Source organism: Micromonospora sp. CA-240977 (assembly GCF_050942285.1).
In the GTDB taxonomy this organism is placed as follows: Bacteria; Actinomycetota; Actinomycetes; order Mycobacteriales; family Micromonosporaceae; genus Micromonospora.
Map to the genome: position 1 here is coordinate 4,678,184 of NZ_CP192055.1, position 21,130 is coordinate 4,699,313.

At 71.9% G+C, this 21,130-nt stretch carries 16 protein-coding genes and 1 pseudogene; 7 read left to right on the plus strand and 10 right to left on the minus strand.

Features of this window, described 5'->3' with window-relative positions:
• Positions 1–22 precede the first annotated feature (22 nt).
• The 9 genes and pseudogenes from ACQPWW_RS21290 to ACQPWW_RS21330 all read right to left on the minus strand — a co-directional run bounded on the left by ACQPWW_RS21290 (position 23) and on the right by ACQPWW_RS21330 (position 10,988).
• Positions 23–1,294, minus strand: coding sequence for a beta-ketoacyl-[acyl-carrier-protein] synthase family protein (locus ACQPWW_RS21290; protein WP_433124978.1), 1,272 nt, complete (start codon positions 1,292–1,294; stop codon positions 23–25).
• Positions 1,294–1,611 (minus strand): acyl carrier protein, encoded by a 318-nt coding sequence (locus tag ACQPWW_RS21295; protein ID WP_433124979.1) that lies wholly within the window; start codon positions 1,609–1,611, stop codon positions 1,294–1,296. Before ACQPWW_RS21295 ends, ACQPWW_RS21290 begins: the two co-directional genes overlap by 1 nt.
• Positions 1,612–1,985: 374 nt before the next feature.
• Positions 1,986–2,702 (minus strand): alpha/beta fold hydrolase, encoded by a 717-nt coding sequence (locus ACQPWW_RS21300; RefSeq protein ID WP_433124981.1) that lies wholly within the window; start codon positions 2,700–2,702, stop codon positions 1,986–1,988.
• Positions 2,703–2,796: 94 nt separating this feature from the next.
• Positions 2,797–3,147, minus strand: coding sequence for a DNA polymerase ligase N-terminal domain-containing protein (locus ACQPWW_RS21305; RefSeq protein WP_433124982.1), 351 nt, complete (start codon positions 3,145–3,147; stop codon positions 2,797–2,799).
• 113 nt (positions 3,148–3,260) lie between these two features.
• Positions 3,261–7,295 carry a hypothetical protein gene (locus ACQPWW_RS21310; RefSeq protein WP_433124983.1) on the minus strand — a complete coding sequence of 1,345 codons (4,035 nt, stop codon included), beginning with the start codon at positions 7,293–7,295 and terminating at the stop codon, positions 3,261–3,263.
• A 13-nt stretch (positions 7,296–7,308) separates the two neighbouring features.
• Positions 7,309–7,683 (minus strand): hypothetical protein, encoded by a 375-nt coding sequence (locus tag ACQPWW_RS21315; protein ID WP_433124984.1) that lies wholly within the window; start codon positions 7,681–7,683, stop codon positions 7,309–7,311.
• A 60-nt stretch (positions 7,684–7,743) separates the two neighbouring features.
• A pseudogene (locus ACQPWW_RS21320) lies at positions 7,744–8,950 on the minus strand (MalY/PatB family protein).
• A 124-nt stretch (positions 8,951–9,074) separates the two neighbouring features.
• Positions 9,075–9,572, minus strand: a complete 498-nt coding sequence (locus tag ACQPWW_RS21325; RefSeq protein ID WP_433124985.1) for a hypothetical protein — start codon at positions 9,570–9,572, stop codon at positions 9,075–9,077.
• A 63-nt stretch (positions 9,573–9,635) separates the two neighbouring features.
• Positions 9,636–10,988: a glycoside hydrolase family 6 protein gene (locus tag ACQPWW_RS21330; RefSeq protein ID WP_433124986.1), complete on the minus strand. Its 1,353-nt coding sequence runs from the start codon at positions 10,986–10,988 to the stop codon at positions 9,636–9,638.
• 494 nt (positions 10,989–11,482) lie between these two features.
• On the opposite strand from ACQPWW_RS21330, the gene ACQPWW_RS21335 reads away from it, so the two are divergent.
• The 6 genes from ACQPWW_RS21335 to ACQPWW_RS21360 are packed head-to-tail and all read left to right on the plus strand — an operon-like array spanning position 11,483 to position 17,731.
• Positions 11,483–12,547: an ABC transporter substrate-binding protein gene (locus ACQPWW_RS21335; protein WP_433124987.1), complete on the plus strand. Its 1,065-nt coding sequence runs from the start codon at positions 11,483–11,485 to the stop codon at positions 12,545–12,547.
• Positions 12,544–13,380 carry an ABC transporter permease gene (locus ACQPWW_RS21340; protein ID WP_433124989.1) on the plus strand — a complete coding sequence of 279 codons (837 nt, stop codon included), beginning with the start codon at positions 12,544–12,546 and terminating at the stop codon, positions 13,378–13,380. Before ACQPWW_RS21335 ends, ACQPWW_RS21340 begins: the two co-directional genes overlap by 4 nt.
• Complete coding sequence (locus ACQPWW_RS21345; RefSeq protein WP_433124990.1) at positions 13,356–14,093, plus strand: ABC transporter ATP-binding protein; 738 nt, start codon at positions 13,356–13,358, stop codon at positions 14,091–14,093. Before ACQPWW_RS21340 ends, ACQPWW_RS21345 begins: the two co-directional genes overlap by 25 nt.
• Complete coding sequence (locus tag ACQPWW_RS21350; RefSeq protein ID WP_433124991.1) at positions 14,090–15,427, plus strand: LLM class flavin-dependent oxidoreductase; 1,338 nt, start codon at positions 14,090–14,092, stop codon at positions 15,425–15,427. The genes ACQPWW_RS21345 and ACQPWW_RS21350 overlap by 4 nt, the downstream gene beginning before the upstream one ends.
• Before the next feature lie 37 nt (positions 15,428–15,464).
• Positions 15,465–16,526, plus strand: coding sequence for an aldo/keto reductase (locus ACQPWW_RS21355; protein ID WP_433124993.1), 1,062 nt, complete (start codon positions 15,465–15,467; stop codon positions 16,524–16,526).
• Positions 16,523–17,731, plus strand: coding sequence for an LLM class flavin-dependent oxidoreductase (locus ACQPWW_RS21360; protein ID WP_433124995.1), 1,209 nt, complete (start codon positions 16,523–16,525; stop codon positions 17,729–17,731). The genes ACQPWW_RS21355 and ACQPWW_RS21360 overlap by 4 nt, the downstream gene beginning before the upstream one ends.
• Here ACQPWW_RS21360 and ACQPWW_RS21365 read toward each other — a convergent pair.
• Positions 17,686–18,921, minus strand: a complete 1,236-nt coding sequence (locus ACQPWW_RS21365; RefSeq protein ID WP_433124997.1) for a hypothetical protein — start codon at positions 18,919–18,921, stop codon at positions 17,686–17,688. The two genes, ACQPWW_RS21360 and ACQPWW_RS21365, sit on opposite strands and share 46 nt — an antisense overlap.
• A gap of 138 nt (positions 18,922–19,059) precedes the next feature.
• Here ACQPWW_RS21365 and ACQPWW_RS21370 point away from each other — a divergent pair, with 138 nt between their 5' ends.
• On the plus strand, positions 19,060–21,123 hold the full coding sequence (locus ACQPWW_RS21370; RefSeq protein WP_433124998.1) for a hypothetical protein: 2,064 nt from the start codon (positions 19,060–19,062) through the stop codon (positions 21,121–21,123).
• Positions 21,124–21,130: the final 7 nt, after the last annotated feature.

The window sequence follows — 21,130 nt, forward strand, 5'->3', positions numbered from 1 at the left end:
TCAGTTGGACGGTGCGGATGCCTCAGTTGGAGTTGACGGTGGCGCCGGCGTCGTCGACGGAGGCGAGGACCAGCGCGGCGTTGTGCCCGCCGAACCCGAACGAGTTCGTCAGGATCGGGCCGGGACGGCCGGTACGCGGGGCGTCGGCGACGACGTCGATGGGAATGTCGGACCCGCGGGTGCGCAGGTTGGCCGTCGGCGGAATCTCGCCGTGGCGCAGGGCGAGCAACGATGCGACGACCTCGACCGCGCCGGCGGCCCCGATCAGGTGTCCCAGCGTGCCCTTCGTCGAGGTGGTCGGTGGTGCGGCGCCACCGAAGACGGTGTGGATGGCCTGCGCCTCGGCGGCGTCGTTGAGCGTCGTCGAGGTGCCGTGCGCGTTGATGTGGCCGACGTCGGCCGGGTCGACGCCGGCGTCGCGCAGCGCCAGGCGCATGCAGTGCACGGCGCCGCGCCCTTCCGGGTGCGGCATCGTGGAGTGGTACGCGTCGCTGTTGAACCCGTAGCCGATGACCTCGCCGTGGATGCGGGCGCCCCGGGCCAGCGCCCGGTCGAGGCGCTCCAGGAGCACGAAGGCCGAGCCCTCGGCGAGCACGAACCCGTCCCGGGCGCCGTCGAACGGACGCGAGGCGGTCTCGGGCTCGGCATTGCGGGTGCTCAGCGCGTGCATCCGGGCGAACCCGGCGACCACGATGGGGTTGACCGCCGCCTCCGAGCCGCCGGCCAGGACGACGTCGGCGCTGCCGTCACGGATGAGTCGGACGCCTTCGCCGATCGCGTTGGCGCCGGCGGTGCAGGCGGTCGAGATGCAGAAGTTCGGCCCGCGCCAACGTAGCTGCCGGGCGATGAGTGACGCCGCCGCGTTCGGCATGATCATCGGGATCGCCCACGGACTGATCCGGTCCGGACCGTTCTCGATGAACGCGCGGACCTGCCGGTAGAAGCTGTCCGAGCCGCCCATGCCGGTGCCGACCACGACAGCGCACCGGTCCGGGTCGAACTGTCTGGGGTCCGCGTCGGCGAACGCGTCAAGCGCCGCCGCGAAGGCGAGTTGACTGACGCGATCGGTCTGCCGGACCATTTTCGGGCTGAGGTAGGCGGTCGGATCGAAGCCCTGAATCTCACCCGCGATGCGGGTCGCGAGCCCGGAGGCGTCGAAGCTGCGGATCGGGCCGATGACGGAACGTCCGGACCGCAGCACCGACCACAGTGCCTCGGAGGTGTCGCCCGCTGGTGTCCTGGCGCTCACCCCGGTCACGGCAACCCGGTGCCGGACGGGACTGTCGCCCTCCATCAGGCGGGTGTCTTCCGCTCGGCCTCCCCCACCACCCCGGCGCCCTCGGCAATGACGGCGTCTTCGGTGACATCGCCGGCCCCACCGTCGAGAACCATGTCGAGCGCCTGCCCAACGGTGTTGATTCCGCGCAGCCCGTCCTGCGGCAACCGGATCCCGAGCCGATCCTCCAGTGCCATCAACAGCTCCACCAGGTCGAGGCTCTCCGCGTCGAGATCCTTGCGGAAGTCGGCGTCCTCGGTCACCGCCTCCGGCTCGACCACCAGCACCTCGACCGCAACCTCACGTATAACCGCAAGAGCCTGCAGTCTGTCCATGTGCCCTCCAACAATCACCCGAGACAATCGGTGCCGAATTGGGGCTTCACCTGCGAGAGTTGAGGCAGGCTAGCACGCAGGGTCGTTGGCCAGTAAGGGCTCGATCACGCCTGCGTCATGGATCCGACTCGGATCTGCCATCGCCAATACGACGCGCCAATTCCGACCGCTCGAAAACTGATCATCAAACGGGGAGGGACGCGACTGTCGGGCACGCGCGGCGACATCGTCGAGACCGGCCGGCGCGAAGCCATTGTGGACGGACGACAGCGGCCCCGCGTCGTGTCGCGGGACCGCAGACCGGCAGACGTGCGGCACCCCGGCCGACCGCGACAGCATCAGCGGTCTACGACGTGCCCCACCGAGAGCGGACGTCAGCCGCCCACGCCCCGGACCGCCTCGATGATCGTTTCGGTGACCTCGCTCGGCCGGGCCACCACCATGGCGTGGGAACCGCCGGCGACCTCACGCTGGCCCCGCGGTTGGGCCCGCTCGGCCATGAACCGGTGCGCGGCGACCGGGATGTTGTTGTCGGCGTCCCCGAACACGAACCAGCTGGGCAGCGACCGCCAGGCCGGGTCGCCGGTGAGCCCGTCACCCAGGGCCTTCTCGGTGATCGGCCGCTGAGTCCGGGCCATGAGCGCGGCGGTGTCGGCCGACACGTCCGCGACGAACTGCTTGTGGAAGGTGTCCTGGCCGATCGCCACCTCATTGCCGCCGGTCGACAGCGGGTACTGCACCAGTGTGTCGGCGAGCGTGCTGCCGGGGAACTTCCCGGACAGCGACAGCCCCGACTCCCCGGTGTCCGGGCAGAAGGCGTTGACGTACACGAGGGCCCGCACCAGTGGCTCGTCGGCGGCGGCCTGCGTGATCACCATGCCGGCGTAGGAGTGTCCGACGAGGATGACCGGGCCGCCGATCCCGCGTACCACGTCCCGCAGGTACGCGGCGTCGCCGGCGACCTCCCGCAGCGGGTTGGCGGCGGCCACCACGTTGTACGCGGCGCCCAGCCGCTCGATCACGCCGTTCCAGCTCGCCGACTCGGCGAACGCCCCGTGTACGAGAACGATGGTGGGCTGCGAATCAGACATGGCACGCACTCCCTCACTCCGTGACACTGTTCCACCCGCGGCCGCGCCGGTGCGCCTGATTACCCGTCACGCGAGACCGAAACATCCGGTCCCCTCACCCGTCCGAGGGTTGCTCCTTCGTCAGGTGCAGCAACCACCCCTCGCCCGTGCGGATGAGCGCGTACCGTCGTCGGCCCGCGCGGCCGTGCAGCGTGAACAGCAGGCGGCGTTCGTCGCGGTCGTGCTCCTCCCAGGTGCCGATGTCGGCGATCGACTTGTCAGCGTCCTCGTAGGTGAGGTGATCGAGGTGGTGGTCCGCCACGGCGATCGCGAGCCGATTGTCGCGGGGGCTGTCCGGCAGGCCGCGGGGCACCGCCCAGGACCGCAGCACACCGGCTTCCTCAAGCCGCAGGTCGAAGTGCGGTCGTGGCTTGCGGTGGTGGTGCAGCACGAAGGCAGGTGGCACGCTGTCGATTGTCGCCGCCCCGCCCCGCTCTCGCTGGCGACCCGCTCGTCCTCGCCGCGGCCTACCGGCCCGCCGCCCACGGAGGTGGCCGCCGGCCACCACCCGAGCCAGGGTTAGGAATCACTCGCCCAGGCCCCGGGCAGCACCCGCAGGTACTCCTCGGCCAGGGCGTCGATCGCGCCGGGGGAGATCGACGCGAGGGCGTCGACCGCCGCCGTCCAGTCACCGCCACCCAGCGCGCGGGCGACGAGTGGTCCGGCCAGCTCGGGGCCGCAGGTCGTGGCGGCCCTCGCAAGCGCACCTGCCCGGAGCAGGGGATCTCCCGCGAGGCCGGCCTTCAGTTCGGCGGCGTCCACACCGTCGCGTACGGCGGTGGCGCGCACCAGCGCCGTCACCAGATCCTGGCGGCCTTCGACCTCCTGGAGGGGAGCCAGGATTCTCTCGGTTCCGTCCAGGTCACCCAGGGCGAGGAAGGCCCGGGCCAGCGCGGCGGCCCCACAGGAGCGGGCGTACGGCTCGTTGATGGCGAGCAGCAGGTCGTCGGCGCGGCGAGCCAGGGCCGCGAAACGTGCCTCGTCGCCCAGCGCGGCGACGGCGTGGAGGGTGGCGGCTGTCGCGCGGAGCGCCTGGTTGGCGTCGGGTATCTGATCCAGCAGGCGCTGGGCCTGGTCGGTAAGGGCGGCGCCCCACTCGGACTCCCCCGCCGCCAGGACAGCTGTCGCCAGGCTCGCGGCGACGCGGGTCCGCCAGTACGGTTGCGGGATCTCGGCCGCCGCCCGCTCGGCGAGCCGAGCCCAGTCGCGTGCCGCGCTCCGGTCGTCGGCCCTTGTCGCACTGTCGACGAGCTTCGTGGACAGCCACGCCGTGTAGTACGGCGTGGGCGACTCCGCGACGACGGTCCGGGCGCGTTCCATCGCTCCGGCGATGGCGAGCGCGTCCGCGACGGCGAGACGCGCCTCCGCCTGGTAGTGGGGATTGGTGATCGAGGCGGCGACCTCGGCCGCCCAGCGGAGGCTTCCGGCCTCAGCCAGTGCCCTGGCCACCACGGCGGCTGCCTGCGACCTCAGGTAGCGGTTGTCGATCGATCCCAACAGCTGTTCGGCCCGCTCGACGTCGCCGCACTCCGCCAGCGCGACGCAGGCGGTGTACGTGGCGTGCCGCGCCGGGGAGAAGGCGCGGCGGCGCGCGAGGGTGCCGCTGATCTCCTCGCGGGTCGCCGCGGCGAGCCGAGCGACCTCCTCCGGCTCACCGAGGCGACTGAGCATGTCCAGCACCGCGTCGACGCGTGGCCCGCGTGCCTCGCCCGGAGAGGCGAGGACGGCCGGTACAACCCGTCGGACGGCAGCGCGGAGCCCGTCGTGCCGAACGGTCTTGACCAGTGCGCCCAACGCCGACAGGTGGCGGTCCAGGTCGAGGACCGACCTCGCTGTCGTCTCGGCCCGGATCGCCAGCGCGTAGCCGCGGTCGTCCTGCCCGTCGGCCGCTGCCCGCCTGGCGAGCGTGGTGTAGGCGGCGGCCTGGCTGGCGGGGTCGTCGACATCGGCGACGAGCAGGGCCGCCCGGTCGGGGTCCTGGGACTCGACGACGAGGATCAGGGCGAGCAGGGCCGACCTGCGTTCGGCCGCGGTGGCGATGGACCGGGCGATCGACTCGGCCGCGTCCAGTTGTCCGGCGCGGGCCGCTGCCGAGGCCACACTCGCCAGGGTGGTGTCCCGCGTTTCCTCGTCGGGTGACAGGTGAGCCAGGCGGGTCGCCAGGTCGAGGTGACCCGCCCCCGCGGCCGCACCGGCGAAGGTGGTCACTCCGTGCGACAGCCGACGTGCGCCGCGTCCGTCGACCGGCGGCTCGGTCAGCAGGGCCGTACCCACCTCCAGGGCCAGGGCACTGGCCCGGGCGGTGGCGCCGTGGCGCGCCATGATCGAAATTGCGTTGCCGAACGCCGCTGCCCGCTCGTTCGGGTCGGCAAGCTCCGGCGCCAGTCGCGCCAACCGGCCCGCGAGGGCCAGCGCCCACTGCGCGTCGTCCGACTCGGTAGCGGCGTCGACAAGTTCCTCGGCGTACTCGTTCAGGTGTGACCCGGTGCGCGCCAACGCCTCGGCTCGGTCCACGTCCCGCAACAGGATGGCGACGTGGATCAGGTACCGCAGATCCGTGGATTCGACGGATGAGACCGCCCCCACTGCCAGCCCGAGCAGCCGGGCCGCCTCGGCCGGATCCCCGGCGCGTACGTGCGCGGCGCAGGCAGCGGACCACGCCGCCGCCAGCTCGGTGGGATCGGTGATCGTCATCACGAGCTGGCTGATCGACCTCGCGAGCGCGCGGGCCTCCGCCACCGCGCCGCAGACGGTGAGGGCTCCGGCGAGGTGAGCGAGGGCCTGGCAGCGCTCGCTCACCTCGGTGAGCCGCCAGGCGGCCTCGACGGCCCGGCCCGCCACCGCCAGGCCAGTTTCCTGATCGCCGTACTCGGCAACCATCCTGGCGACTGTCGTCATCTGCCGGACGCGGTGCTCCGCCGGTCGCGCCGCCTCGGCGAGCAGGATCGCCCGCTGGCTGTCGCCGACGTGGACGCTCATCGCGATCACGTCGGCGATCACTGTCGGCATGATCTCCTCGTCGACGACCCGTCGCGCGGCTGTCTCCGCGCTGTCGACGAATGCGACGGCGCCCGCACGGTTCCCCTTGTCCATCAGCACGTAGGCGACGTTCAGGCACGCGTCGACCTCGAACTCCGGAGTCGGCATCGACCGGGTCAGCGCCTCCGCGCGGGCCTCCCGCCCCAGCGCGGCCCACACCGCGGGCAGGCGGTGGGGCAGGTTGGCGTTGCGTTCGACAAGCCGACTCCGGTGCACCGCGATGCGGGCCAGCGAGGGGAGATCCGGTGCCGGATCGGCGACGCAGGCGTCTCGCCCCCGGTCGATCTCCATCAGCGCGGCGGTGTCGCCGCCGCTGAGGTCCAGCATTCGATCATGCCGAGCTTCGTCGGTGGCGCACTGGACCATCCGGGGAACGTCCTGGGTCGCCTCCAGCAGCCGAAACCATCCCCGCAGGAGATATTCGGGGGTCTCTGTCGGCCAGCCCCGCGCCCGGTACCGATCCGCCCACTCGTGCAGTTGTCGCCGGTAGGCGGTCAACCGCGCCGGGCCGATCCGGTCCACAGCGGTGACTTGCACCTCCTCGTGGCCGAGCACATAGACAGGCGGCGCCTCGGGATGCCACCGGTTGGGTCGGGGTGTGAACGAGCGGCCGGCCACCGTCGTCAGGTGCTCCTCGACCTCCCAGGCCGGCACGTCGAGCAACTCGGACAGGTCGGCTGCGCTCAGACCGCCGCCGGCGGCGACGAGCAGACCGAGCATGTCCTGCTCGGTGGGCGCGCCCCTGAGCAGCCGGGTGAGTTCACGCAGCATGTCCGCGCGGACAACGGTGGCGGCCGGCGACGGGGCCAGCGCCCGTACCATCGATTGATCCCGCAGCGGGTGGCCGTCCGGAACATCCCCGGGGATCGGTGGATTGGGCCGACCGGCGACGATGATCCGCAGACCGGCCTGTGGTGCGGCGGGCAGCAGGGCCGCGATGCTGTACGCGTCGGGTCCGGTGACGACCCCGCGGTCCTCGTCCAGACCGTCGACAAGGAGGATCAGTCGCCGCCCCGCGGCTCGCCGCGACTCGCTGGCCCGCCCGAGCATGTCGAGGAAGCACTGGTCACGGGTCGCGTCGGTCAGCTGGCTCGGCATCGGCTCGTCGAGCAGTTCGGCCAACTGCTCGATGACGACCTCGGTGAAGGCCACCCGATCGCTCTGCCCGGCGAACCGCGCCGTGACGAAGAACGACACGATGTCCACTTCGGCCGGAGGGTGCAGGACGAACCACGAGGTCAGGGCCGACTTGCCGGCCCAGGGCCCAGCGCGCAGCAGGCGGTACGGGCCAGCGTCGGCAGTGGTGCAGAACTGACCCAGCTCGGCCAGCTCACGCTCACGATCGACGAGCGCCGGTGGTGCGATGCGCTGGACCTGCCGCAGATACGCCGACCGGGCAACCGGCCTCGGCTGGAGGTTCACCGAGCCGTTGACGACTCCGGAAATGGCCACCCCGCCGTACGCCGCCGTGGCCGGCCCGGTCCCGCGCACCCGGATGTCCGCGTGCTCACTCACGGCCGACCTGACCTCACGAGGTCTCGACGCCGGTGTTCGCGTGTCCGCCGTCGTCCGCCTCGGCGGCGCCCGACCGGGCGACTGTCGACCCTCCCGACGCCACTCCGGACACCCCGGTGTTCACCCTACTGCCCGGACCACTGGCAACCGCCGGGCCCGTCCGCGTAGCCGAGACGGGCGCCGCCCCACCCGTCGCGGCGGGCTGTCGCAGGGCGAGCCAGCCGAGCACCAGACCCGCCACGCCAATGCCGGCGGAGACGAACACCCCGACCACCGACGCCCACTTCTCCGCCTCGTCCAGGCCCAGCCCGGTCAGCACGACAACGCAGCCGAGCACACCGACCAGGAACATCCCGAGCGCGACGAGCACCTTCGGTGGCAGCCTCATAGCCACAGCATGACAACCGACGTCATCCACCGCACCTGCGCCGAGCGGCGTGGGCGGCGGTCACTGCCGCAACCGGGTCGGCGTCGACCCGGCCTGTGCGGCGACGGCGGTCGCCATCCGGCGTACCGCCTCGGCGATCAGCTCCGGCGCGGTGGCCAGATTCAGCCGAACGTGCCCGCCGCCGCCGGTGCCGAACGCCGATCCCGGGTTCAGCGCCACCCGACCACGGTCGAGGAACACCGCCGCGGGGTCGTCGCCGAGGCCCAGGGCGCGGCAGTCGAGCCAGGCGAGATAGGTCGCCTGACCCGGTTGGTAACGGATGGCGGGCAGGTGCTCACCGAGCAGCGCGGCGAGGAGTCGACGGTTGTCGTCCAGGCCGGCCACCAGGGCGTCGAGCCACTCACCACCGTCGCGGAAGGCGGCGGTGTGCGCGATCACGCCGACATGGCTGGTGCTGACGCTGGCCTCGAACGGCACACGGGCGAGGTCCGCGGCCGCGGCCGGGCCGGCGATGAGCAGCGCGGCGCGCAGGCCGGCCAGGTTCCACCCCTTCGAGGCAGACATGAGCGACAGGCCGTTCTCCGCGCCGGGCACCGAAAGGTACGGCACGAAGCGCCCTCCCCCGACCACCACCGGAGCGTGGATCTCGTCGGCGACCACCCGCACCCCGTGCCGCTCGGCCAAGCTGGCGACGGCCGCCAACTCGTCCGCCGTGTGCAGAACGCCGGTCGGGTTGTGCGGGCTGCACAGCAGGTACGCCGCCCGCCGCCCACCGGCCCGGGCCTGGCGCATCCTCCAAGGTGCCGAGGTCGATCCGCAGGTCCGCACCGAGCGGCGCCTCCACGATCCGGCGACCGGCGTGCCCCACGAACTCGTAGAACGGCGGGTAGACCGGGCAGTTGACGACCACCGCGTCCCCCGGGTCGGTGACCAGCCGCAGCGCCTCGACGACGCCGTGCATCACGTCGGGCACCGGCGCGGTGCGCTCCACCGCCAGCCCGTCCCAACCCCACCGCCGCCGGGCGAACTCCGCCAGCGCCTCCGGGTACGCCGTGCCGGCGGTGTAGCCGGTGTCGCCGCGCGCGACCGCGTCGGTGATCGCCGACGCGACCGGCTCGGCCAGCGGCACGTCCATCTCCGCGACCCAGAGCGGCAGCACGTCGTCGGGGTACTCCCGCCACTTGAGGCTCGTCCGCTGTCGGAGCTGGTCGATCGTGAGCTGGCGAAGGGGGTTCATCGAATCTCGGGCACCGCGCACGCCACTCATTGCTGAAGCCTATTCCGCTTCCCGCGTACCGGCCGGGGCCGACCGGCCGCGGAGGTCTCTCCGGGGAACTGCGCCGCCGGATGACGGGGTCGGCCGCCATGAGCGGCGGGGCGTGGTCCTGCCGTCAGTCGCTGACGCCGAGGTGCAGCAGCCACACCCGGTCGTCCACCCAAACGACGAGGTCCACATAGACGGCTTCGTACCAGTGGCTGGTGTCCACGGTGAGCTCCCAGGATTCGACGGAGCCCGGCCAGATTCGCCGCAGCAGTGCCACGACCCAACCGGCGACCGCCTCGGCCAACTGCCGGGCAGGCATCTTCTCGGCCCACACGTACGCCGGCTGCCCGGGAAGGAACAGCCCGGGTAGCGCCGCGTGGACCAGCTCGGACCAGGACCCGACCGGCGCCAGCCGGGACACCCGGCAGTCCGTCGGCAGCAGCGCGTTCACGGCGGTGGTCACGTCGCCCATCAGCGGTCCGTCGGTGAGCGTGAAGGTGCACACGTGGTTGGTCTCTTCGAGGAGATCCTCCAGAAACCGCAACGCGTGGTTGATCATCTCTGGAACCGCGTCCAGTTTCGCGTTCCTCGCCGCCGACAGCGCGGTCCAGTCGAATGCCGTCACGCCGGCCAGGTTAGTGATTCCGACACCGGCCCCCGATCCGGTGCCGTCGAGCCGGATCGACTGTCACACCGGCGGCCAGGCGTTTGTCAGCAGCTGACGGAAGTGCGCCGGGAACCACTCGCCGATCGGCGGGGCGGCCGGCATCGCCCCGGTGTCGTACGGGGAACTGCGCGGCGGGACGTAGTGCGGGTCGCACAGCGGCTCGTACGGCCGGCCCGTGTTCGGGCTCCCGGTGGCGCCGTCGGACTCACCTGGTGGCTTGACCCACACGTACGCGTCGATGCCCGGCTCCGGCTCGGCGGCGGGCCGGTGACCGAGCCCGGCACCTGCCTGGTTGCACCAGTTCTGGACGAAGGCGCGGCGGTCGATCCGGCTGCCGTCGACGTAACGGTTCACGTCGCTCGTGGTCACCGGCCCGGTGGGTCGGTTCGGGCCACCCCACCCGTTGCGTGAGGTGTCGACCACGACACCCGCGGTCGGGGCGAAGCCCACCCCGGTCAGCTGGGTAAGCAGGTGTCGCACGTACGGCACTTCGTCGACGAACGGGTTCCAGTCGACCCACCTCGACTGGTACACCGGCTGGCCACCTATGACGTCGTCGATGCGGAAGTACTCCTCGCGCAGCACCGAGTAGTTGGCGGTGTTGGCGACGAAGCCGTGCACGTTCGCCAGCGTGCTGCCGGCGGTGGTCGCGGCCTGGCGCAGCAGCGCGGTGAGCGCGGCGGAGTCCTCCGGCCAGCCGACCTCGCCGTGGTGACTGATGTCCAGGTACGGGTAGACGTTCGGCACGGTGCCGAGCCGGGACAGCGCGTACCCGATGCCGTCCAGGTAGGTGCCGCGTGCCAGCACCTCGTCGCACGCTGGGGTGGCGGTGTAACGGTTGCCGGTGTTGACCACGAGGTTGGGCAGCGAGTTCGGCTCGACGAAGGCGACGATCCGCAGATCGGCATAGCGGGGAGCGGCGAGGATCTCGACGATCGGGTCGATGAACTCGGTCCGGTAGCGGGTGAGGTCGTCGATCGACAGCTCACCCTGCGGGGCTCGCCGGCCGCAGTCGCGGGCCGGCAGGTCGTAGAGGGTCACCTGGACAAGGTCGGCGCGCTGCGCCAGGGCCGCGTCCAGGTGCTCGCGCAGGCCCAGCACCCCGTCCTTTCCCTCGATCCGGGCGATCCGGTCCAGCCAGACGGCGGTCGGTTGACCGGCGACCGCGGCACCGCCGGGCTCGGCGGCGGCGCGCGCGGCCCACTCGGGATTGACGTAGACCCGGGCTCCGACGTACGGGTTGTCGACGCGGTGCGGCGGTTCGGCGGCGTCGGCCGGACCGGCGCTGCCGAGCACCCCCACCACGAGGAGGGACAGGGCGGCGAGGACCGAGCGGACCGGGGCGGGTGCGCGTCCTCGACGTGGCATGGTCATGGCGCTGACTCCCTCAGGTCTGGCCCGGCGTCGGGGTGTGAGCCGTCCGCATTGATTCATGCATGTCGATCCATTGTCACACCTCGCGCGTCCCAGCGCATGAAATCCTAGTTGACACATAGGGATTGTGGGTTAGCGTCGTACCCATGACCAGCCAGCACACCCTGCTTCGGGGCACCGCCATCGCGGTGTCGCGGGGATGCTGCCGTGGCTGGACCGCCGCCTGCGGCTGCTGCCGCTGAGCGAGCGTCACCCACTTCTCCCACCCGCGGCGCCGCCGGCTCGACGACGACCGGCAGCCGCCTCCTCGAACCAACCACCGGATGCGCGCCGAGCCGATCACCTGGCTCTTGTCGGGTCACCCACCGGGTGCCCGCTGGCGCGCAACTCGATCGTGCTCGCCGAGCCGCTGATCGGCAGTCACGGCGACGGCGCCGCCCCTCGATTGCGTGGGGCGCGGTCCCGTCGTGCCACAAGCTACGAAGGAGTCGCAAGTGACGTCACCACCCCTCCTGGATCGCCGGGCCGTCCTGTCCGCCACCCTCGGCCTGGTCACGCTGGGCCTGACCGCCTGCGCCGGCGACGAGACACCCGCCGTGGCCCTGGCCGCCGGCGCGCCACTGCCGCAGGCCGTACCGAAGGGCACCACGCTCGTCATCGGAGACAAGGAGCACCAGAAGGCGATCGAGTTCTCCGGGGAGGCGGAGAAGCTGACGTTCGAGGTGGAGTGGGCGAACATCAGCGGCGGCCCGCAGACCCTGGAGGCGTTCCGCGCGAAGGCGCTGGACGTCGGGGCGGTGGCGGACATCCCGCCGATCCACTCGCACTGGACGGGCATTCCCACGAAGATCGTCGCCTCGAAGTACCGCCAGGACCCCCTCAACCACGCCCTCTACCGGCTCGGCATCGCACCCGGTGTCCGGGTCGCCACCCTCGCCGACCTCCGCGGAAAGAAGATCGCGTACAGCCCGGGGCAGGCGCAGGGAGCGTTGGTGCTGCGGGTCCTGCACAAGGCCGGCCTCGGCAAGAGGGACGTCAGGCTGGTCGAGCTGCCGAGCACCGGCGACGTCTACGTGACGGCGCTCGCCAGCCGCCAGGTCGAGGTGGCGCCGATCGGGGGCGTGCAGATCAAACGCTACGAGACCAGGTACGGCCGCGACGGCGCGACCGCCATCGCGCACGGACTGCGGGACGACCCCGGTCACCTGTACGCCCCGGTCACCGTGCTCGGCGACCCGGCCAAGGCCGCCGCGATCCGCGAGTACGTGCAGGCGTGGGCGCGGGCCTGGCGGTGGCGCGAGGCCAACCCCGACGAGTGGATCGAGCGGTACTACGTCAAGGACCAGGGACTGACCCGCGACGACGGCAGGTGGCTTGTCGAGAACGCCGGCGTGGCCGACATCCCGGCCAGTTGGACCGACGCCATCGGCCGGCACCAGGAGACCATCGATCTGCTGGCCAGGGAGACGGGCAACAAGCCCCTCACTGCCGAGAGCCTGTACGACCGACGGTACGAATCCGTTGCCGCGCAGGCCCTGACCGTGGGAGGTGCCAGGTGACCGCCTCGACACTGACCCGGCCCCGGCCGGCCGCCACCGTCCCCGCCAGCCGCCCACGGCGTCGGCTGAAGCCGGGTCGGCCCATCCCGTTCGGGGCGGCGATCGGTCCGCTCCTGCTCCTGGCGGGGTGGGCGGCCGGTTCGGCAGCCGGCTGGATCGACAGTCGTACCCTGTCGGCGCCCTGGACCGTGGTGACGACGGCGGGTGACCTCATCGCCGACGGCCGGCTCCAGGACAACCTGGTCGTGTCGGCCCAACGCGCCGGCCTGGGCCTCGCCATCGGCACCGTCGTGGGCACCGTGCTGGCCGTGGTCGCGGGCCTGAGCCGGTGGGGTGAGGCCATTCTCGACGGTCCGATCCAGATCAAGCGGGCCATTCCGGCGCTCGCGCTGATCCCGCTGCTCATCCTCTGGTTCGGCATCGGCGAACAGATGAAGGTCATCACCATCACGCTCGGCGTGTTCGTCCCCGTCTACATCCACACCCACAACGGGCTGCGCACCATCGACAGCCGGTACGTCGAGCTGGGCGAGTCGCTGCGACTGCGGCGGACCACCTTCCTCCGCCGGATCGTGCTGCCCGGAGCGCTGCCCGGCTTCCTGCTCGGCATGCGGTTCGCGGTCGTCGGGGCGTGGCTGTCCCTGGTGGTCGTCGAGCAGATCAACTCGACGAGCGGGATCGGCTACATGATGGAACTGGCCCGCCAGTACGGCCAGACCGACGTGATCATCGTCGGACTCGTGCTGTACGGGCTGCTCGGGCTGCTGTCCGACGGTGCCGTCCGGCTGGCGCAGAGGAGGGCCCGGTCGTGGCGACGCACCATGGCGGACTGACCGCCACCCGTACCGTCCGGGTCGAGGGGTTGATCCGCGGCTTCGGGGATCGGGCCGTCCTGGACGGGTTCGACCTGCAGATCGGCGCGGGCGAGTTCGTCGCGCTGCTGGGCCGCAGCGGCTCGGGCAAGAGCACCCTGCTGCGGGCGCTCGCCGGCCTGGACGGCGACGCCACCGGCTCGGGCCTGGTCGACGTGCCGGAGAACTCCTCGGTCGTCTTCCAGGACGCCCGGCTGCTGCCCTGGCAGCGGGTGCTGGACAACGTCGTCCTCGGCCTGCGTGGGCCGGACGCCCACCAGCGCGGCCAGGCGGCACTTGCCGAGGTCGGCCTGGCGGGGCGGGAGCGGGCCTGGCCCAACGAGCTGTCCGGTGGCGAGCAGCAACGGGTGGCGCTGGCCCGGGCGCTGGTGTCCGAGCCGGACCTGCTGCTCGCCGACGAGCCGTTCGGCGCGCTGGACGCGCTGACCCGACTCCGCATGCACGGCCTGCTGCGGGAGCTGTGCGCCCGACACCGGCCCACGGTCCTGCTCGTCACCCACGACGTCGACGAGGCGATCACCCTGGCCGACCGGGTGCTGCTCCTCGACGCGGGTCGGATCGCCGTCGACCTCGCCATCGACCTGCCGGCGCCGCGCTCGTACCGGCAGCCGCACTTCCTCGCGTACCGCGAAACCCTGCTCCGCGCACTCGGCGTCGACCCGACGGAGGGATGACCATGCTGCACCTCAACGCGTTCCTGATGGGCGTCGGCCACCACGAGGCGGCCTGGCGGCTGCCGGAGAGCGACCCCTTCGCGCAGACCGACGTCGAGCACTTCACCCGCCTGGCGCGCATCGCCGAGCGGGGCAGGCTCGACTCGCTCTTCCTCGCCGACAGCCCGGTGCTCTGGAACAGCATCGGCCGGCGGCCGGCGGGCACCCTCGAACCGACGGTGCTGCTCACCGCGCTGGCCGGCGCAACCCAGCACATCGGGCTCATCGCGACCGCCTCGACGACGTACAACGAGCCGTTCAACCTGGCCCGCCGGTTCGCGTCGCTGGACCACATCAGCGGCGGCCGGGCGGGGTGGAACATCGTCACCACCGCCGGCGTGGAGGCCGCCCGCAACTTCAACCTCGACGAGCTGCCCGCGCACCGGGACCGGTACGAGCGGGCCGCCGAGTTCCTGGAGGTCTCGCTCAAGCTCTGGGACAGCTGGGACGACGACGCGCCCCTCGGCGACAAGGACGCCGGCCGGTGGGGTGACGACGCCCTGCTCTACCCGCCCCGCCACGTCGGACGGCACTTCCGGGTGGCCGGCCCGCTCAACGTGCCCCGCTCACCGCAGGGCTACCCGCTGCTGGTGCAGGCCGGGTCGTCCGAGGACGGCAAGCAGTTGGCCGCCCGGTACGCCGAGGCCGTCTTCACCGCACAGCAGACGCTCACCGAGGCGCAGGGCTTCTACCGCGACCTCAAGCGGCGTGCCGCGCAGGTCGGCCGCGACCCGGACACGGTCAAGATCCTGCCCGGCATCGTGCCGGCGCTCGGCGCCACCGAGGCCGAGGCCCGCGCGTTGGAGGAGGAGCTGGATCGGCTGATCAGACCCGAGTACGCGAGAGCCCAGCTCGCCACCACGCTGCGGGTCGCCCCGGAGGACCTCGACCTGGACCGGGAACTGCCCGCCGACCTGCCCAGCGAGGACGAGATCGAGGGCGCCAAGAGCAGGTACACGCTGATCGTCACCCTGGCCCGACGGGAACGCCTGACCGTACGCCAGCTCATCGGCCGGCTCGGCGGCGGACGCGGACACCGCACCTTCGCCGGCACGCCGGAGCAGGTCGCCGACGCCATCGAGGAGTGGTACCGCAGCGGCGCCGCCGACGGCTTCAACATCATGCCGCCGGTGCTGCCGTCCGGGCTGGAGACGTTCGTCGACCACGTCGTGCCGATCCTCCAGCGCCGGGGTCTGTTCCGCACCGAGTACACCGGGACCACCCTGCGCGACCACTACAGGCTGCCCCGCCCGGTCAACCAGTCCGCACGGCGGCTCGCCGCCGCTTCCCACTGACCACTGACCGCTGACCACCTGGAGAGGACGAACGACTGTGGACCAACGACCTTTCGGGCGCACCGGCGTACGGATCAGCTCGCTGACGCTGGGCGCGATGAACTTCGGCAAACGGGGTAACCCCGACCACGAGGACGGCATCCGGATCATCCACCGGGCGCTCGACGCGGGCATCACCGCCATCGACACCGCCGACGTCTACTCGCAGGGCGAGTCGGAGGAGATCGTCGGCAAGGCCCTCGCCGGGGGGCGTCGCGACGAGGTCTTCCTCGCCACCAAGTTCCACGGCCAGGTGGACGACGACCCGCAGCACCGGGGCAACTCCCGCCGCTGGATCATCCGGGCGGTGGAGCACAGCCTGCGCCGGCTGGGCACCGACTGGATCGACCTGTACCAGGCGCACCGGCCGGAGCCGGACACCGACTTCGACGAGACCCTGGGCGCGCTCACCGACCTGGTACGCCAGGGCAAGATCCGCTACATCGGCACCTCCACCTTCGCCCCGTCGGCCATCGTGGAGGGTCAGTGGCTCGCGCAGCGGCGCGGCCGGGAGCGGGTGGTCAGCGAGCAGCCGCCGTACTCGATCCTGGCCCGCGAGATCGAACGCGAGGTGCTGCCGGTGGCGCAGCGCTACGGGCTGGCGGTGATCCCGTGGAGCCCGCTGGCCGGCGGGTGGCTCTCCGGGCGCTACCACGGCGGGCTCGACGCCCCGATCTCCCGCCGGGCCGACCGGCTTCCCGCCCGGTTCGACCCGACCCGGCCCGCGAACGCCGCCAAGCTCGCCGCCGTCGACAAGCTGGCCGCCCTCGCCGACGAGGCCGGGTTGTCGCTGATCCACCTGGCCCTCGCGTTCGTCCTGGAGCACCCGGGCGTCACGTCGGCGATCATCGGCCCGCGCACGATGACCCATCTGGAGTCGCAACTCGGCGCGGCCAAGGTGACCCTGTCCCGCGACGTGCTGGACCGCATCGACGCCATCGTCCCGCCAGGCACGACGCTGAACCCCGCCGACGCCGGATATCAGCCGCCGTCGCTGACCGACCCGGCGCACCGGCGTCGTGGCGCGCCGACGCCCCACCTCGCCGAGGGTGTCCGGTGAGCGGCGAGCGGTCGCCGGTCGCGGCGGCCCCGCGCGACACCCTGGCCCCGCCGACGTCCCCGGCCGAGCGGACGGACCGGCCGACGTTCCTCTGGTACATCCCCAACCAGGTCGAACCTGGCCACCGCGGCGACGACGTCGTCAAGCAGCACAACAGTCTCGACACCCTGACCGGTCACGCCCAGGCCGTCGAGCGACACGGGTGGTCCGGCGCGCTCATCGGTACCGGCTGGAGTCGCCCCGACACCTTCACTGTCGCCACGGCACTGGCCTCCCGCACGACGACCTTCCAACCGCTGATCGCGATCCGGCCCGGCTACTGGCGTCCGGCCAACTTCGCCGCTGCCGCCGCGACGTTGGACCACCTCACCCGGGGACGGGTGCTCGTCAACATCGTCTCCGGCAAGGACAACCTGGCCGCGTACGGCGACACCGACGGCGACCAGGCCGCCCGGTACGCCCGGACCCGGGAGTTCATCCAGATCGTGCGCAGGTTGTGGACCGACGACACCGTCACCTATCGCGGGGCGCACTTCAGCGTCACCGACTCCGCCCTGGCGCCCCGACCGGTCGTCAGTGGCGAGCGCCGGCACCCACCGCTGTACTTCGGTGGCGCATCGGCCGCCGCCGAGGAGGTGGCCGCCACCGAGGCCGACGTCCAGCTCTTCTGGGGCGAGCCACTCGACGGCGTGGCCGAGCGGATCGAGCGGCTGAAGCAGCTCAGCGAGAGGCTGGGGCGCGAGCACGCCCCGCTGGAGTTCGGGCTACGGATCACCACGGTGGTCAGGGACACCACCGAGCAGGCGTGGGCCGACGCCGAGGCGAAGGTTGCCCAGCTCGCGCAGCGCGCCGGCGGTCTCGAACGCCACCCGCACTGGCAGACCGCCGTCGGCCAGCGGCGGCTGCTCGACCTCGCCGCGCGGGGAGACGTGCTCGACGACAACCTCTACACAGCGCCCGGCAGGTACGGCGGCGGCGGGGCCGGCACCACCTGGTTGGTCGGCTCGGCCGAGGACGTGGCGCGATCACTGCGCAGGTACGAGAGTCTCGGCGTCACGCACTTCGTGCTCTCCGACACGCCCTACCTGCCGGAGATCGAACGCCAGGGTACGCAGCTGCTGCCGCTGCTCCGCGGTGACGCCGTCGCGGGACCGGGGCGTCACGCGGACGTCGGGCGTGCGTTTCGGCCCGGATCGTTTATCTGACGTCGAAAAACGAGGTACGCGCCCAGGTTCAGCAGCAGCAGCACCATCCCGATGATCGACGCCACGAGCCCCATGTCGAGGCTCGGCAGCGCCACGAAGGTCAGGGCGGCGAGCACTATCGCGAAGATGTTGAGGAAGGTGAAGGCCAGGACCAGTTCGTTGAGCAGACGGGAACGGCGGTCCTGGAGCCGGCCGACAAGTTGCTGGTGCAGCGTTCGGACGAAGTCGAGCCGCTCGTCCAGCGTGGTGAGCACGAGTGGGAACTTCCACTGCTGCTCCAGGGCGTTCCAGACGGCACCGGCGTCCGCGTCGAGGTGCGCCTCCACCGACGAGTATCCGAGTCGGAACAGGCGGATCCGGTGGTACCCGCTGAGGATCCGGTCGGCCTGGTCCTCCAGAGCGGTCAGGGACAGGCCGGCACGCCCCGGCTCGATCTGGGACAGCTCCGCCGACAACACCGCGTCGTACCGCAGCGCCGCGGCCCAGCAGACGTGCTGCACCCCGGTCAACCGCGACAGCAGCAACGCCGGACGGGACCCGAAGTCGGTGACCACCGCTGTGGTGTGCGAGCCGACCCGCAACACGGCGTCCCGGGCTCCGTCGGGTGCGCAGTCCACGCCGTCCGGGGTCAACTCCTCGGCGATGGCACGCCGTCGCGCCGGATCGCACTCCGGGTCCACCTGGACGGCGAAGGTGGTGTTGGCCCACAGGACGAACACCTCGCCCTCGTCGACCGGCGGCAGGACGGCACGTAGCAGCCGGGTCACCGCGGGCAGCATCCGCTGAACCGCCGGGGCGACCTCGGCGACCACGTCGTCGGTGCCGCCGATGATGCCGTCCGGCAGCCGGTAGGTGACGCACAGCAGGCCACAGTCGACGTTCCAGAGACTGACCCGGGCCGAGACCACCCGCCACGCGCCAGCGGCGGTGTGGGGTAGCAGGGCCGCCTCGATCTCCTCCTCCCCGGGCAGCCGCAGGACCTCCGGGCCACCGCTGATCTCCATTGTCGGCCGCGGCATGCTGCCCAACAGCTCGTCGAGCAGTCGTTGACCGTAGGGCTGCAACGCCAGGTCGGTGAGCCCGTCGGTGGCACTCCAGGGCGTCGACTCGGCGCCGCGGGACGCGCTCCGCGCGGAGAGCTGACACGGAAAATAGGCGATTGCCCGTATCGACGTGACGTCCTTCACCATCAACGACCTCTCCCCGACCAGCCCCGGGTCCGGTAACCGCCCTTGCTGAGATCCATTCACGAGCGTAGGAAGAACACCACCGATCCACCAGCGCCGTGCCCCGCGACGATCCACCACCAAGCGTCGGAGGAGATTCGAGTGCCCACCCCCAGACGGCTCCCGCTCGCCATGTCGGTGCTGGTGACGGTGGGCGCCGTCGCGCTCGGCACGCCCACCGCGGCCGCCCCGCCGGCGGCGGGGGGACCGGCCGCCGCCCGGCCCTGCGATCCCATCGACCCGACCGCCTGCCTGCTGCCGTTCCCGAACGACTACTTCACAGTGCCGGACCGGACCAGCCCCACCGGCAAGCGGGTCCGGTTCGCGGCCTCGGCGATGCCCGCGAACGTGTCGGGGACGCCCATCGACCCGACGGAATGGAACCGGCAGGACGGTTTCAGTCCCGGCTCGCCGATCCTGGTGCACGTGCCCGGTCTCGACGCCGCCGCGACCGGGATCGCCCCGGTCACCGACATCGGCCGCTCGCTGGCGCAGGACGCGCCGATCGTGCTGCTCAACACGCGGACCGGCAAGCGCACGCCGTACTGGGCCGAACTGGACGCGCATGCCGCCGGTCAGCCCGACCGGCAGCTACTGATCATCCGACCGGCGGTGGCGCTGGCCGAGAGCACCAGGTACGTCGTCGGGCTGCGCCGCATGCGCGACGGCAACGGTTCTCTGCTCCCGGCGCCGAAGACGTTCACCGCGTACGCTGCCGGTCGCGGCCCGCGGGACAGCCTCGGCCAGCGGGACAGCCTCGGCCAGCGGGACAGCCGCGTTCCGCAGATGAGGCGCCTCGTCGGCGACCTGACCGGGGCCGGCGTCCAGCGGAAGAGCCTCTACCTCGCCTGGGACTTCACCGTCGCCAGCCGGCACGGTCTGACCGGGCGGATGCTGGCGGTCCGGGACAGCGCGTTCGCCGCGCTCGGCCGGGCCGCACCGACGTTCTCCGTGACCCAGGTGACCGACTACCCCGCCGAGCAGGATCCGCTGATCGCGCGGCAGGTGGTCGGCACCATCGCCGTACCGTCCTATCTGACCGGCGACGGCGGGCCCGGCTCGCGGCTGCACTACGGGCCGGCCGGTGGCGGGGGCGCGCCACCGACACCGAACGCCCTGCCCACGCCGTCCGGGGCGACGGTGGCCGCGGACTTCGTCTGCAACATCCCGCGCAGCGCCTCCGCCGCGCGGCCGGCGAATCTCTCGCTCTACGGCCACGGCCTGCTCGGCCGCCCGACCGAGATCAACGCCGGCAACGTCAAGACGATGTCGAACAACCACGACTTCACCTTCTGCGCGACCAGCTGGATCGGCATGGCCGCCGCCGACGTCCCCTACGTGGCAGGCACCTTCGGCGATCTCAGTGCCTTCCCCGCGGTGGCGGACCGGTTGCAGCAGAGCTTCCTGAACTTCCTCTTCCTGGGGCGCGCGATGATCCACGCGGGCGGGTTCGCCGCCCACCCGGCGTTCCGCGACGCCACCGCGCGACCGTTGATCAACATAACCGGCGGTCTGCACTACGACGGCAACAGCCAGGGCGGCATCAACGGCGGAGCCCTCACCGCCATCGCCCAGGACTGGACCCGATCGGTGCTCGGCGTGCCCGGGATGAACTACTCCACGCTGCTGCAACGCAGCGTGGACTTCGCCCCGTTCCAGACGATCATGGACGGCTACTACCCGGACAAGGTCGACCAGCAGCTGATCCTCGCGCTGCTGCAGATGCTGTGGGACCGTTCCGAGGCCAACGGGTACGCCCAGCACCTGACCGACCGACCGCTGCCGGGCACCCCGGCGCACCAGGTGCTGATGCACGTGGCCTTCGGCGACCACCAGGTCTCGCCCGCCGCGGCGGAGGTCCAGGCGCGCACCATCGGCGCCCGCCTGCACACTCCGGCGCTCGCCGACGGCTGGTCACTTGACGTCCGGCCGTACTGGGGCATCGCGCCGATCCGCAGCTACCCGTACCCGGGCTCGGCCATCGTGATCTGGAACAGCGGCGCGGCCCACGCCCCACCGCCGACCAACCTCGCGCCGGCCGGGCCGCAGTACGGCGACGATCCGCACGAGTTCCCGCGCGCCCAGGCCGAGGCCCAGGAACAGAAGGCGGCGTTCCTGCTCACCGGCCGGGTCATCGACGTCTGCGCGCGGAAACCCTGCCCGTGACGCGGTG